Genomic DNA, 14,607 nt, shown 5'->3' with positions numbered 1-14,607 from the left:
TACAAGGACAGACAGTTGAAAAACTTAGAAAAAATGGCTAAAAAAATGGGAATGAGCCTACAAAAAACTCAATCTTAAATTACTAACAATCAGGCACTTAAAAAATCGGTTGTAGGAAGCGGGCTGACGTGCAAACTTGGAGTTATGTGCATCTTATTAAATTTAGTAATAAATTGAAACTTTGTGCTCTGAAACCCGCCCGAACGCAAAGTCCGAAAACGTCAGGCTGTGAAAAAACTAAAAATTGGTTTAAAACCGGTCTTCCGTTGTCGATTTAAAAGCTTTTGAGCGATTCTATTTTTAGGCAACCATTCTCGGTGGATAAAAACTAAGGGTTATATATAGCCTTACAAATCGTTGGTTTCGGTTAAGTTGGGTTGTATCTGGGTACTTGGGCTTCCAAGTTTTGAGTTTTTCCATTAATCTTGCCACTCCCAGTATGTTGAGTACTCTTTTGAGGTTGTAAACAGTCATGATCAATGACATTTCGCCACTGACTTTCTTTAATCCTCTCAAATTGGTGTGGTTAAAACCCCATTGCCGCTTGATTATTCCAAATATGTGTTCGTTAATTTCTTGCCGTTTTCCGTATAAGTCTTTGTTAGCTATATAGTTGTCTTTATTTATTTCTACTGCTCGGGCATATTCACTTCGTTCAATTTCCCTACCTCCGTCAGCTCTGCCTGTGCAAAGACTTTTTACGGGATATTCTTTACAGGCCGATGTTCGATATTTTTTGAAAAGATAGCTGATGTTTTCATCCCTCCTTTTGGTATGCCAAGTACCTTTATCAAGTCATTTTAGTCGCAAAAATCATCCTGTTTGTAAGTCATATTAAATAATTGTTATCCTTTTATGAAAGGTATTAAATCCAACGAGCAAAGCAGAACTTTGTTTCTTTTAATTGGAATTTTGCCCTTGCCATGAACTATTTTATCCCTTTTCTCCTTGCTCTTTTTTCACTTCTGTCTATTGATACTCCTCTTTTTGCACAACAAGAACATTTAGAAGATGCGATGTTTACGTCGGAACAAGAGCCGAGCAAACGCTTATTGCAGTTGAAAAACAAGTATAGCGACGCTCTCGAACATCATCAGACCTTAGAAGCTGCCCAAGCCTTGCAACAAATGGGGCTTTTGTGCTTTCATGTGGGACATTATCCGCAAGCCTTAGATTTTTATTTGCAAGCCGATAAACTTTTTAAAAGTACGGATGCCGATTTATTAAGAGCCAATAATCTAAACGATTTAGGTTTACTTCATTATTTCAATCGAAATCCAGTCTTAGCAAAACAGTACTACGAAGAAGCATTACACCTTTTCGAAATCCATCATGACCATCTGGGCATCGCCACAACACTCGGAAAGATTGGGCATCTTTTTGAGAAACAGGAAAACTATAAACAGTCCTTATCATTTCAAAAACAAGCAATTCAGCATTTTACACAAATCAATAATCAAACTGGAATCGCTAAGATTTATGAAAATTTAGGAAGTATTTTTGAAGATTTAAGCCGCTACGATTCTGCTAAATACTATTTTTCTAAATCCTTAGCCATTAACGATGAGCAACATGACGAAGTAGCTAAAATTGAAGTGTTGAATAATATTGGCGATATACTTCGTAAAACGGGAAAACCTCAAGAAGGTCTAACGTATTCGAAAAAGGCCCTAACTCTTGCTAAAAAGTACCACGAAAAATACCAAGAAGCCAGTGCTTATCGTGATTTAGCCAGAACCTATAATTTGCTTGGTCGAAACGATAGTGCTTATTTTTATTTAGAGATAAGTCGGAAAATGACCTTGGATATTTATTCCGATCAGAACAATCAGAAAATCGCCATGATGCAAGTGATTTATGATATTACAAAGAAAAATAATGAGATAGAACGCTTGAATAACGACAGTAAAACCAATAAAATAATTGGCTTTGCCATCACGATTGTCATGGTTCTTTTGGCAATTCTCGGAGGGGTAATTATCAATAAACAACGGATGTATATTCAAAATGAGCGTTCGGTGAGTGAGCAGAAACAAAAGGTTTTTGAGAAAGAACAGGAACTCGTTCAGGTAGCTTTACGAAACAGGCAGTTGGAAGAGGAACAGTTAAAACAAGAGCTGGAAATTAAATCAAGAGAACTGACTACGCATACGCTACACATTATTCAGAAAAATCAGGTTTTAGAAAAACTGTATCAACGTTTGGAGGAAATCAGTAAGGATGATCGGAAAAATACGCAGAAGAATATCCAGAAAATCATGCTCGAAATTCAAGATAATTTTAACCATGACCAACATTGGGACGAATTTCGACAAATTTTTGAACAGGTTCACGGAACATTTTTAGAAAAAGTAAAAGCCAGTTCTGAAAACCTTACCGCCAATGATTTACGCTTGATTGCCCTCTTGAAAATGAACCTAAAATCGTCAGAAATTGCATCTTTGTTAGGTATCTCTCAGGATAGTTTACGAGTAGTTCGTTACCGACTTCGTAAAAAACTGAATATGGAGCAAGGAGACAATTTAGCCAGCTTTATGCAAAACTTGTAACGGTAAAATAACGATAACAATTTGATAATATTCGATTTTAAATTTATAATAGTCTGTTTTTCAGTGTATTATAAATTTTTTATTTGGTGTGTTGCTTTTTTGTTAACGGTGTTTGTAACGCAGTTTCCTTTTTGTAACGACAACGATTTGGAAATTTTTGAATACTGTGATAATCTTTGTCCCATCAAACCGATGGAGCTTTTTTTATGAATAGACTTCTGGGTACAACTTACATTTCAATCAATTATGTATAAAAGTTTAATAGTTTTCTTGTTACTATCCTTCCCATTATTTGCTGGTTCTCATGCAGATAATACGCTCAAAGGCTTTGTGTTTGACAAAGATTCGGGAGAGCCGTTGGTGGGGGCGTATGTGCGTATCGACAAAAGCAACGTGTACGCCATGACTGGCTTGGATGGTTCTTTCAGTTTAAAACATCTTGAGAAAGGAAAACACTTTTTAGTGGTAAGTCATGTAACGTATCAATCTTTTAAGGAGGAAGTAGTAATTAATTCGTCCCTACAAACACTGACCATTCGATTAGAAAATAGTAATCTTCAAGAATTAGCAGAAGTCCAAGTCGTAGCATCTACGGATAAATCATCTGAAAATTCAGCTCGAAAATCTGAACGCAATGCCAATCAATTGATGAACATCGTTTCGGCAAAAGCCATTGAAATTTCACCAGATTTAACGGTTGCCAATTTGATTCAACGTGTTTCGGGAGTTTCCATCGAACGTAATAGTAATGGAGATGGTCAGTATGCTATTTTGAGAGGAATGGATAAGCGTTATAATTACACATTGGTAAACGGAATTAAAATCCCAAGTCCAGATAACAAATATCGTTACGTGCCTTTGGATATTTTCCCGTCTGATTTATTGAGCCGTTTGGAAGTAACCAAAACCCTAACGCCCAATCTGGAAGGTGATGCCGTGGGAGGTGTCGTAAACATGGTGATGAAAGATGCACCTACGGAGTTAGAAGTTAAAGCAAACTTGGCTTCGGGTTACAATGAACTGTTTTTGCATGATGGTTTTGCCAGTTTCAATAAAGGGCAAGTTGCTACGAAATCGCCTTATGAAATCAATGGAAGCTCTTATTATGCGACTCCAAACGATTTTTCAAAAGCAACAACGGCCGTCAAAACGCAACAGCCATCGCCAAATATCGTAGGTGGCTTATCCATCGGGAATCGCTATGTTCATAACAAATTAGGGGTCATTTTAGCATTGAGTTACCAGCATACCAACCGTGGAAGCAATAGTAGTTTTTACTCTTCAACGGTCTATGATACGGAACGGAGTTCTCGTATTACGGGACTCTCTGAACGTAAATTTTCAGATCAGCAAGAGCGTTTGGGAGTGCATTTGAAATTGGATTATCGTCTGAATGCCAAGCATAAATTTCAGTGGTATAATGCTTATATGAACCTTCAGAATAGTCAGGTTAGAGAAACCAGAACAACGGATTTCTCCAATGGTGGGCATGACCCCGTTTTGGGAAATGCAGGTCTAAGTTTTGCTACTCGTTCTCGTTTAACCCAGCAGCAAATTATGAATAGCACCTTACAAGGGAATCATAAATTATTAGACAAATTGACGTTTGACTGGTCAGCTGTGCTTTCTTCTGCCACGAATGCTACGCCTGATAATACTTCAATTACGGTTTTAGGAACTCGTAAAAACTTTGTTGAAACAAAGACGTATGCTTCTCAAATGACTCGTCGTTGGGAACATAATTCAGATAACGACTATGCCGCTTATTTGAATTTGGTGTACCTAACCAAGTATCAGGGAAACAGTCTTGAACTGAGTACGGGAGGTTTGTATCGTAACAAAAAGCGAGACAATTTTTATAATAACTACCAGTTTCAACCAAGTAATTTGTACGCTCTTTATGGCAAAGATTTTACTGCTAATGAAGACCTTACGTGGAACTTGAATAACCCAAGAGGTTCGGTGGCTTCTGCTTTAACGTATAAGGCATCAGAACAAATTGTTGCGGAATATGTCATGGCAAAATTGCAACAAGAAAAACTACAAACCATTGCAGGGGTACGTCTGGAACATACGAATCAAGGATACGAAATGCTTTTCCCTTTAGGTGAATCAAAACCAACGGGTAATCAGATTTATACCGATATATTACCAAGTGTGAATGTAAAATATAATTTAAACGCCAAACAGGTACTTCGTGCTTCGTATTTCCGTTCGATTAACCGTCCAGGTTTCTTTGAAATCGTGCCGGGAAAAGTCGTAAACGAGGAGTTTCAAGAACGTGGAAATGCTGATTTAAAACGTGCTATTGCGGATAACTTTGATATTCGCTACGAACTACTACCCAATCCGTCTGACCAATTGTTGATGGGAGTCTTTTATAAATTCATAAAAGACCCCATTGAATATGCTCTCAACGTGGATGAAACTCGTGGACAAGATGTCTATTATGCACCAGGGAATTATGGAAATGCAACGAATTTGGGCTTGGAACTGGATTACATCAAATACATTAAAAACTGGGGAATTAAGGCAAATTATACTTATACCAATTCGTCGATTACTACCCAAAAAATCATTCGTGACCGCAATGCTAACGGGGAACTCTATACAAAAAATGTAGCTCAAACTCGTCCTTTGTACGGACAGTCGGCTCATATTGGAAATGTAACGTTGCTTTATAAAGATACCAAAACGGGTTGGGATGCCCAGTTGGCGGCCTCTTACACAGGCGAGCGAATCAATACCGTTTCCCAATTTTTGGATAATGACCTTTGGCAAGAAGCCTTTATTCAAATGGATGCCTCGCTGGAAAAGAAAATCGGTACAAGTTGGGTGATTTTTGCTAAAGCAAATAATTTGTTAGATACTCCTTTGCGAGTTGTCATTAAAAATACAAACCCCATAAATAACGACATTAATCTGGATACTCGTAACGCCAACAGCACACTGATTCGTCAGGATTATTACAAACGCTCTTTCGTCGTGGGGCTTCGTTTCAAATTGTAAAAGTCGTAATTAAATCGTAATTCTTAAATCGACTCTTTCGTGAGGGTCGGGAAGATATTTATTTACCCAATCAATAACTCCTTAATTTAATCTAATAATTAATTTTCAACATGAAAAAGTTACTTCTATTATCCATTTTTGCAGCCTTTTTAATGACAGGTTGTAATTCATCGGACGTTGCTCCTGCCGAAAAACTAAGTGTTTCAGGTGAAGTTTCAGGGACTTGGAAAAAGGGTTCTATCATTACGGTGAACTCAGATTTAATAATTCCAGTCGGTAAATCATTAACCATCGAAGAGGGCGTAATTATCGTAATGGATACGACAAGTAAGCCAGAATTCATTGTACAAGGGAATTTGTATGCGTTGGGTACATCAGCAAATCCAATCAAATTTTCTGTTCCAGAAACGGCTAAATTGGCAAAATACAAATTTGGACAGCTTTGGGGAGGAATTCTTGCTGCTAAAACTTGTACAGAAATGGTGTTGGACAACGTGATTTTAGAATATGGTGGAGCTGTAACAACAGAGGCATCTACGTCGGTAAAATTAGGTTTATACAAAGCTGAAAGTGGTGAGTTTGACCCAGCATTATGGTTCTCTAATGCAGCAGGAAAATTGGTAGTAAGAAATTCAACCATCCGTAACTGGCGTGACGATGCTACGTATATTGAAGGCGGTAGTGTGATTTTTGCAAACAATAGCCTTTATACGACTGGTTTGAGTGGTGGAGATGGCTTCAATATCAAGTCGGGTGTTGTAGTGGATATTGCTTTTAACTTTGTGTATAGCACCAACACAAATGCACTGAAATTATCAAGTACTGGTGGTCGTACGCCGCAAGCAACCGTGGTTGCCTACAATAATACGATTGTAAATACAGGTTGGAGAAGACCAACTATTAAAGGTGGTTCAATTTGGGTAGAGCAAAGTGTGCGTGCAAAATTGTATAATAACTTGATGGCAAACTGTCGTTTCGGAATTAAGAGAGATACTAAGTTGCCAGAAGATACAGCAAGTAGAGTGTCGAATAATTACTACTATGGCTACACGCAAAATGCGGTTGACCAGTTTCAAAATTCGAAAGAAATCTTGTCGGGAACGAACGAAATTAAAGGAACAAAAGCAGATGAAAACGATCCATTATTCGTGAATTATCCTAAAAGTACCGATTACTTAACGGCTGATTTATTAGCTACTTGGGATTTCCACTTATCGGCTAATTCTCCAGCATTGGGCAAAGGTTTAACTACGTTTACTCGCAATTTTAAAGATGGTATCGTCATCAATGGTGTTACCTACAAATCGCCAGACCCAGCAACTTACGTTGGTGCTTATGGTACAAAATAACCTTCATCAGTAAATTTGATTAATTTTTGCCTAAACACCAAGTCGAAAAGTAAGCCTTTTTAGGGTAAACTCTGGAAGAGCTTGGTGTTTTTTTAACCTTTTTATCTATGCGTATTATCCCTTTTTTAGGTATGAGTTTATTATTTGCTCAGGGATGTAGTTCTCAAGTAAATAATCAAAAAGTTATTTCGCCGATTGTGATTACGGAAGCCGTAAAGTACGATACCGACGACCCTGCCGTTTGGGTAAATCCAACCGATGCGAGCAAAAGTCTCATTTTGGGAACAGATAAAAATCAAGATGGAGCTTTGTATGTGTTTGATTTACAAGGAAAAATCATTCAAGATAAGGTAGTTAAAAATCTACAACGCCCCAATAACGTAGATATTGAATATGGACTTCTATTGGGAGGAAAGAAAACGGACATTGCCGTAGTGACCGAACGCATGACTCATAAATTACGTATCTTTTCCTTACCTGATATGAAACCGATTGATGGGGGAGGGCTTCCCGTTTTTGAAGGAGAAACAGGAACAGAATTTAGAGATTTAATGGGTATTTCTTTATATAAAAATCCTCAAGGAGCTATTTATGCCATTGTGGGGCGTAAATCAGGCCCGACTAACGGTGGCTATTTATGGCAGTATTTATTAGAAGATACTGGAAAAGGAGACGTGAAAGCAACCCTCGTGCGTAAGTTTGGTACATATAGTGGTAAGAAGGAAATCGAATCCATTGCCGTGGACGACCAATTGGGCTATGTCTATTATTCAGATGAAGGGGTAGGGGTTCGTAAATACTATACCGAACCGTCCAAAGGAAATGAGGAATTAGCCCTTTTTGCCCAGACAGGTTTTTCAGAAGACCATGAAGGCATTTCCATTTATCAGCTCACCCCAACGACGGGCTATCTATTAGTATCGGATCAGGGGGCGAATAAATTTCATGTTTTTAGCAGAGAAGGAGCAAAAGGAAATTCGCATGAGCATCCATTATTGAAAGTAGTAGAGGTAAATGCAACGCAAAGTGATGGTTCTGAAACGGTTGCAATTCCTTTGGGTAATGCTTTTCCAAAAGGACTTTTTGTAGCGATGAGTAATAACAAAACTTTTTATCTTTACCGTTGGGAAGACATTGCAGGGAAAGAATTGAAAAGTATAAAGAAGTAAGTACTCGTTTAGAGGCATTTATTCTTCATTAGATACTACAATTAATTCATTAATTGTCAAAAATTGTAAGTTTCTTAGAGCTGACACTCCAAGAAACAAAAATGCTCAAATAAATCAGATCTGAATCAAAAAAGATTCTTATATATTCAAAAGAATATATAGGATGTCCTCAAAACATTCTCTAAGACTAAATACTTGAAGCGACTATTTAAAACTCAATTTCGGATGGAGTTTTAAATAGCAGTTTTCTTTTTTACCAATCCAAGGCAGGTTAAAATATATGCTGTTCGATTTTTGACTTTTGGATAAAGTCCATTTTCAAACTCAATATTTAGGGTAACAAACTGGTCTCTTAGGTTTTTATCACTAAGAATCATTTGTTTATGATTTTCTTTAAAATTATAGTTCCTCGTAATAATATCTTCAACCTTATTAAAAACCAAAGCAGGACTTATTTCAATGGCTTGTAAGAAATCCTGTTTATCAGCTTGGCTTAATTCAAAGGCTGTTTGAATCGAAAATTGCAAATGTGTAACGTTTCTTTGTTTATTTCCGTAATGTTCATACTCAAAGTTGATGGGTACTCCTTTGGTGTTTTTTAATTCTTCTTTAACAGGTTCTAAGACATTCTTTTTGAAGTCATTTAAGTTAGGGTACTTGTTTTCAGCAACTTGTAAGAGTTTTCTTAGTTCAACAATGCTGTAAACAAATTTTGTTCTATTTTGCCCAAGATGAAGTTTAATCAATTTATACATCAATGTTGAGTAAATTGATTTGAATTCCAGAATGGTTTTGAAGTCGTATCGAGTATATTGAGTGCCTAAGCTTGCTAAATACGGTGATAATTGGGCATTTGAACGAAACTCTAAAAAGCCATTATTATTTTTATTATAGCTAATATTTGAAAATAAGGGAATATGCTCAAATTCAAGATTGGGCTTTGATAAATCAAAAAAGGTCATCACTTTTTGAGCCATTGATTTTGTGACAGCCAAAATCTGACGGGTAGTAATAAACTCTTTTACCTTTGAAATTGGAATTCTTACCAATAATCCGTGATTAATATTAATTGTACCGTGGTCAATCTGATTTACAAAATATTCAAATAGTCTTTGTTCTACTCTTGAGAAATGAGTATTACTGACTACTAATTTATTCGGTAAATAGTTGTCTTTTCTGTTTGGGGTATATGGATGTTCTAAATATTTTTCTTCGCCTAAGTCTATGTGAGCCATTTCTGTATAATAGGATTAATAGATAAGTTAAAGTTAGTGTAAATTTTGCAAAAAACTCGCCTTAGAGGTGTAAAAAACTCGCCTTATGGTTCATGAATTTTGCAAAAAACTCGCCTTAAAGGTGTAAAAAACTCGCCTTATGGCTTGCAAGCTATTGATTATCAATGAGATACGAGCTTCTAAATCAATCAAATTATTTTGAATAAATATAAAAATCAAGGACATTATTACTAAAAATAATAGGTTCATTCTGTAATTGTGCTAAAAAACACTTAACCAAGTAAAAAATAACTCTAACTAATAGTTTCTATTTACCTAAATATTTGATTGAAATATAAAGCTAAGCGAAATTTGTAAAAAACTCGCCTTAGCTTTTTTAGCATTAACAAAGTTCCGTCAAATGTTTGATAATTAACACATTAGTCTTTAAATGTATTTGTAAAAAACTCGCTTTATGGTAATGAGACATTTAGCATAACCTTGATAAAATAATGTATGTGTATGATTTATAGGTAATTACGAATATTTGGGCAAGTTGGACACTATGCAAAATTCTAAAAATAATCAGTCCATTTTTTGTAAAAAACTCGCTTTAAGTGTTTTAATAGCTCATCCATTTATTATTCAGAGCTTGTAAAAAACTCGCTTTAATAGATAACTTGCTGATTTACAGAGTCATTATAATTTGTAAAAAACTCGCTCTAATCAAATCAGTTGCACTTTACTATTTGTAAAAAACTCGCCTTAATTATATAAATCGTTCATTTTAAGGTACTTATCTTTATTTATGGTTTTAGCATTTGTATTATTAGATAAACTTGGTAGTAACGTGTAAAAAACTCGCTTTAAAGTAATTTTTTGAAATAACGCTAAAAAAAGGGAGAAAAAAGGGTATTTTTTTACCAAAAAATATTATATTTGGGTATAATTTAACCTTGTAGATAATATTTAATAATGACACAAGAACTTGCTTTAAAATTCATTCGCCACAACCCTGCTTTATTAGTTAGTTCGCTCGAAAAAGAAGCTGGAATTCCCAGACAAACGATAACGAGAGCTTTAAATGAAAATAGAGCAATCCCCGAAAAACACTTAGAATTATTGTTTTCAATTCTCACTAAGTATGGTTATTCACCAACACTATATCAAAATGCTCGTGTTATTTCCGTAGTGAATCATAAAGGAGGAGTCGGTAAAACTACTACGACGGCTTCGTTGGGAGAAGCTCTTGCTAAAAAAGGTTTTAAGATTTTATTAATCGACCTGGATCCTCAGGGAAATTTAAGCCAAATTTTGGGTGTTGATATGCCAGAAGTACAAGTGGCTGATTCATTGATTGATAATGTTGAATTTCCAGTTGTAAAAATTGATGATAATTTAGATTTATCGCCATCAGATATTGATTTGGCTAATGTAGAAATGCGTTTTCATGAATTAACGGGTGGAGAATTTCGCCTAAAAAATAGAATTGCTCATTTATTGTCTAAGTATGATTACATCGTTATTGACTGTCCGCCATCGCTCAACAAACTAACACTTTCGGCAATGGCAGCATCTACAAGTTGTATAATTCCTTTACTTCCAGAAATGTCAGCCGTAAAAGGTTTAAATTCAATTTGGGGAAAAATTATGGAAGTACGAAAAGATTTGAATGCTGCTTTACAAATTGATGGTGTGGTTTTTACGATGGTAAAAAAGAATACTGTTCATGATGGTATTAAAAATTATGTGAAAGAGGAAGTGAAAAACATCAAAATTTTTGATGCAGAAATCAAACATTTGATTGACTTTCAGAAATCACAAATTGCTCAAAACTCTATTTCAAAGTTTTCACACGATTCTGAGGCTGCCAAATGTTATTGGGAATTTTGTGATGAATACATCTCATATCTTCAAATCGTGAAATAAACCTATGAAAACAGACATCAGAAATATTCTTGCTTCTAAAACGAAGCAGGCATTATCGAGTAATATTTTAAGTGCCGACAACATCAGACAAAATATTACGGTATTGGACGAACTTAAAAATCTAATACCACCACTTTCAGATGAAGAATTTGAACAATTAGAAAGTAATATAAAAAAGCATGGTTGTCAAACACCAATTCAGCTTTGGCAAGCTTCTAAAAAAGAGTTAGGACTACCTTACACTGAAGTTGACGATTTAGTTTATGTGCTTATAGATGGTCATAACCGCCATAAAATTTGTACTGCTAATAATCTTGCATTTGAGGTTTATATGCTTTCCTTTCAGACTTTAAAGGAAGCCAAAGATTATATGATAAATTTGCAATTGGGGCGTAGAAACTTATCCCCTTCGCAAATTTCGTATTTTAGAGGCTTACGTTATAACAATGAAAAAACTGATAAAACGAATAATTTAAAGACAATTTCTCCGAAGGGTCATTTTGACCCTTCGGGAGAAAATCTCCAAATTGATGGTAATTTATCTGAACAAATAGAGCAAAATTCCCCGAAGGGTCAAAATGACCCTTCGGGAGTTTCAACTGCTGAACGTTTAGGAAATGAATATAAAGTGAGTGCCAAAACCATAAAACGTGATGCCGAATTTGCCAAAGGTTTAGATAAATTGGATGTTGAATTACGCAATGATATTTTGACTGGACGTGAAAAAGTTGATAAGGGGATTATTCAGAAAATTGCAAAAAATGATAGTTTGGTAGAGCCAATCAGTAGTTTAGAGAGTATTGTGAGTGGAAATAAAGAAAGTGTAGTTTTTGATTACACAGAAAAAAATGCTAAAACTGCTACCATAAAAGAAAATACGACTCAGATAATTAATATTTCAAAAAGATTTGCCAAAACTAACAAGAAGAGTGATTTAGAAAATATTATTAAAATTGCTCAAAATATGCTTGTCTTAGTTGATTGAGATTAGATTGTAAAAAACTCGTTCAGCTTTGAGCGAGTTTTTTACAATCTAATCGTTTAAAACTGAATAGATGGTATTGATAGATTAAATAGCTCAGTTGCTAAATTTAAAGATGAACAAAGTATTAATCATAGACGATGAAGAAAAAATCAGAACCCTCCTGTCAAGAATTATTGGCTTGGAGGGTTTTGACGTACAACAAGCGGGCGACTGCAAAACGGGATTGAATAAACTTGAACGAGACGATTTTGACGTGGTGCTTTGCGATGTAAAACTACCCGATGGCAATGGGGTTGAGCTTACTAAAAAGATAAAAGATAGATTTCCACTCGTTGAAATTATCCTTTTGACTGCCTACGGAAATATTCCAGATGGTGTACAAGCGATTAAAAACGGAGCTTTTGACTACATTACAAAAGGCGATGATAACAATAAAATCATTCCACTTTTGCACCGTGCTATTGAAAAAGTGGATTTGGCAAAACGAATTCAAAAATTAGAACAACGTTTAAATGAAAGACATTCTTTTGATAAAATTATTGGGAAATCAAAAGTCATTATACAAACCATTGATTTAGCCCGAAAAGTTGCTAAAACCGACACAACGGTATTATTGACGGGCGAAACGGGTACAGGAAAGGAAGTTTTTGCTCAAGCGATTCATCAAGAAAGTAGTCGGACTAATCAAAATTTTGTGGCGATAAATTGCTCGGCCTTTGGGAAGGATTTATTGGAAAGTGAAATGTTTGGACATAAAGCTGGTTCATTTACGGGGGCAACCAAAGACCAAAAAGGATTGTTTGAAGAAGCCCATAACGGGACGATTTTCTTGGATGAAATTGGTGAAATGGCGATTGAATTACAAGCCAAATTATTGCGAGTATTGGAAACGGGCGAATTTATCAAAGTTGGAGAAAATAAACCCACAAAAGTAAATGTTCGAATAATTGCCGCTACGAATCGAGATTTGGAAAAGGAAATTCAGCAGGGAAATTTTCGGGAAGATTTGTTTTATAGAATTGCCATTTTTCAAATAAAATTGCCTGCATTACGTGAACGAGTAGTTGATATTGAAGCATTGGCAAATAGTTTTGTGAATCTATTTTCGGACAAAACGAATAAAAAAATCAAGTCAATTACCGATGAATTTTTGGAAGCACTCAAACAACATTCGTGGAAAGGAAATATCCGAGAATTGAAAATGTGATTGAGCGAAGCGTTATTTTAACCGATAATAATATCTTGGATTTGAACAGTTTACCGTTCGATTTACAAAACTTTTCGAGTGGAAATACAGATAAAACACGCTCAACTTTTGACTTAGCCACTGCCGAAAAAATCCATATTCAGAAAGTTTTGAATTATACGAATGGCAATAAAACCGAAACGGCTAAATTGTTAAACATTGCTTTAACGACGCTTTATCGGAAATTGGAAGAGTATAAAATGTAAATGAGAAATCTATAATTTGTACGGAAATCGACTTGCTTGACTAACGCAGGCTGGGTTCAAAACCCAGTCTGCGTTCCATTCAGTATAAATCGTAGCCCTATCAAAACAACAGTCCCAACCCTATCAAAACGATAGGGTTTTTTTATGTCCAAAATTTAGAATTTTTTGTAATTAATTGTATATCAGGTAGTTGGAATAGTGTTTTGAGTCATGGAATGATAATAGAATATATTCTGGCATAACTAATTAAAACTAAAAACATGATGACATTTATTTTAACATTCACGGGAATAATCCTGTACGCACTGTTCTTCAAATCAATTAATTATTTCGAAAAAATATAAAACCATGACCATTTTATTCATCATCGCCATCGCAGTTTTCGGCTATATGTGCTACGTACTGCTCAAACCAGAAAAATTTTAATTGTATGAATACTGAAATATTAGGTATCATTTTTATGTATGGGTTAGTCGTTGCATTAGCCATACCGCTCGGTCGTTACATCGGCAAGATTTTCAATGACGAAAATACGTGGCTCGACCCAATTTTCAATCCACTTGATAAGGTTTTTTACAAAATCAGTGGCATTGATTCTCAGCAACCAATGACATGGAAACAGCATTTAGTGGCTCTTTTGACAATAAACGGAGTTTGGTTTTTGATTTCAATGTTTGTGCTGACTAATATGAGTTGGTTGCCTTTAAATCCAGACGGAAACCCATCCATGACGGGCGATTTAGCCTTTAATACATCTGTCAGTTTTGTCACAAATACTAACCTTCAACATTATTCAGGAGAAAGTGGATTGTCATATTTAGGACAATTGGTATTGTCCCGTCCTAAAATAGGTTGACTTTTTTGATTATTTGTAAACTTAGAAAAGTCCAAGTTGTTGTCCAAATTTTTGTTTGTTAATTGTTCTTTCATCGACGTAAATATTCATTTTAA

Annotated in this window: 10 protein-coding genes and 1 pseudogene; 9 read left to right on the top strand and 2 right to left on the bottom strand. The window is 35.3% G+C overall.

What is annotated here, in order from left to right:
* Nucleotides 1–300: 300 nt before the first annotated feature.
* Complete coding sequence (locus VB796_RS23830) at nt 301–753, bottom strand: transposase (protein ID WP_416233538.1); 453 nt, start codon at nt 751–753, stop codon at nt 301–303.
* A gap of 170 nt (nt 754–923) precedes the next feature.
* Here VB796_RS23830 and VB796_RS23425 point away from each other — a divergent pair, with 170 nt between their 5' ends.
* The 4 genes from VB796_RS23425 to VB796_RS23410 all read left to right on the top strand — a co-directional run bounded on the left by VB796_RS23425 (nt 924) and on the right by VB796_RS23410 (nt 8,076).
* Nucleotides 924–2,549, top strand: coding sequence for a tetratricopeptide repeat protein (locus tag VB796_RS23425; protein ID WP_323349028.1), 1,626 nt, complete (start codon nt 924–926; stop codon nt 2,547–2,549).
* A 270-nt stretch (nt 2,550–2,819) separates the two neighbouring features.
* On the top strand, nt 2,820–5,558 hold the full coding sequence (locus VB796_RS23420) for a TonB-dependent receptor (protein WP_323349027.1): 2,739 nt from the start codon (nt 2,820–2,822) through the stop codon (nt 5,556–5,558).
* Nucleotides 5,559–5,668: 110 nt separating this feature from the next.
* Nucleotides 5,669–6,907 carry a right-handed parallel beta-helix repeat-containing protein gene (locus tag VB796_RS23415; RefSeq protein WP_323349026.1) on the top strand — a complete coding sequence of 413 codons (1,239 nt, stop codon included), beginning with the start codon at nt 5,669–5,671 and terminating at the stop codon, nt 6,905–6,907.
* Between the two features lie 107 nt (nt 6,908–7,014).
* Nucleotides 7,015–8,076, top strand: coding sequence for a phytase (locus VB796_RS23410; RefSeq protein WP_416233536.1), 1,062 nt, complete (start codon nt 7,015–7,017; stop codon nt 8,074–8,076).
* 233 nt (nt 8,077–8,309) lie between these two features.
* On the opposite strand, the gene VB796_RS23405 is transcribed toward VB796_RS23410, so the two are convergent.
* Nucleotides 8,310–9,311: a replication initiation protein gene (locus tag VB796_RS23405; protein ID WP_323349025.1), complete on the bottom strand. Its 1,002-nt coding sequence runs from the start codon at nt 9,309–9,311 to the stop codon at nt 8,310–8,312.
* A gap of 954 nt (nt 9,312–10,265) precedes the next feature.
* Here VB796_RS23405 and VB796_RS23400 point away from each other — a divergent pair.
* The 5 genes and pseudogenes from VB796_RS23400 to VB796_RS23385 all read left to right on the top strand — a co-directional run bounded on the left by VB796_RS23400 (nt 10,266) and on the right by VB796_RS23385 (nt 14,512).
* On the top strand, nt 10,266–11,219 hold the full coding sequence (locus VB796_RS23400) for an AAA family ATPase (protein ID WP_323349024.1): 954 nt from the start codon (nt 10,266–10,268) through the stop codon (nt 11,217–11,219).
* A gap of 4 nt (nt 11,220–11,223) precedes the next feature.
* Nucleotides 11,224–12,204, top strand: a complete 981-nt coding sequence (locus VB796_RS23395; RefSeq protein ID WP_323349023.1) for a hypothetical protein — start codon at nt 11,224–11,226, stop codon at nt 12,202–12,204.
* A gap of 112 nt (nt 12,205–12,316) precedes the next feature.
* Nucleotides 12,317–13,656: pseudogene (locus VB796_RS23390) on the top strand (sigma-54-dependent transcriptional regulator).
* Between the two features lie 348 nt (nt 13,657–14,004).
* A complete protein-coding gene (kdpF, locus tag VB796_RS23825; protein ID WP_416233537.1) occupies nt 14,005–14,082 on the top strand; it encodes a K(+)-transporting ATPase subunit F in 78 nt (25 codons plus the stop codon).
* A gap of 4 nt (nt 14,083–14,086) precedes the next feature.
* Entirely contained in the window at nt 14,087–14,512 is a 426-nt protein-coding gene (locus VB796_RS23385) for a potassium-transporting ATPase subunit KdpA (protein WP_323349022.1), read from the top strand.
* The last annotated feature ends 95 nt before the right edge of the window (nt 14,513–14,607 follow it).

The organism is Arcicella sp. LKC2W, from assembly GCF_034931005.1.
Classification (GTDB): domain Bacteria; phylum Bacteroidota; class Bacteroidia; order Cytophagales; family Spirosomataceae; genus Arcicella.
This window is presented reverse-complemented; position numbering and strand designations above follow the sequence as displayed.

Excerpts from the sequence above, each read along its gene's own strand:
- VB796_RS23425 (WP_323349028.1), top strand. The coding sequence starts at position 924 with ATGAACTATTTTATCCCTTTTCTCCTTGCTCTTTTTTCACTTCTGTCT.
- kdpF (WP_416233537.1), top strand. The coding sequence starts at position 14,005 with ATGACCATTTTATTCATCATCGCCATCGCAGTTTTCGGCTATATGTGC.
- VB796_RS23400 (WP_323349024.1), top strand. The coding sequence starts at position 10,266 with ATGACACAAGAACTTGCTTTAAAATTCATTCGCCACAACCCTGCTTTA.
- VB796_RS23410 (WP_416233536.1), top strand. The coding sequence starts at position 7,015 with ATGCGTATTATCCCTTTTTTAGGTATGAGTTTATTATTTGCTCAGGGA.
- VB796_RS23405 (WP_323349025.1), bottom strand. The coding sequence starts at position 9,311 with ATGGCTCACATAGACTTAGGCGAAGAAAAATATTTAGAACATCCATAT.
- VB796_RS23395 (WP_323349023.1), top strand. The coding sequence starts at position 11,224 with ATGAAAACAGACATCAGAAATATTCTTGCTTCTAAAACGAAGCAGGCA.
- VB796_RS23385 (WP_323349022.1), top strand. The coding sequence starts at position 14,087 with ATGAATACTGAAATATTAGGTATCATTTTTATGTATGGGTTAGTCGTT.
- VB796_RS23415 (WP_323349026.1), top strand. The coding sequence starts at position 5,669 with ATGAAAAAGTTACTTCTATTATCCATTTTTGCAGCCTTTTTAATGACA.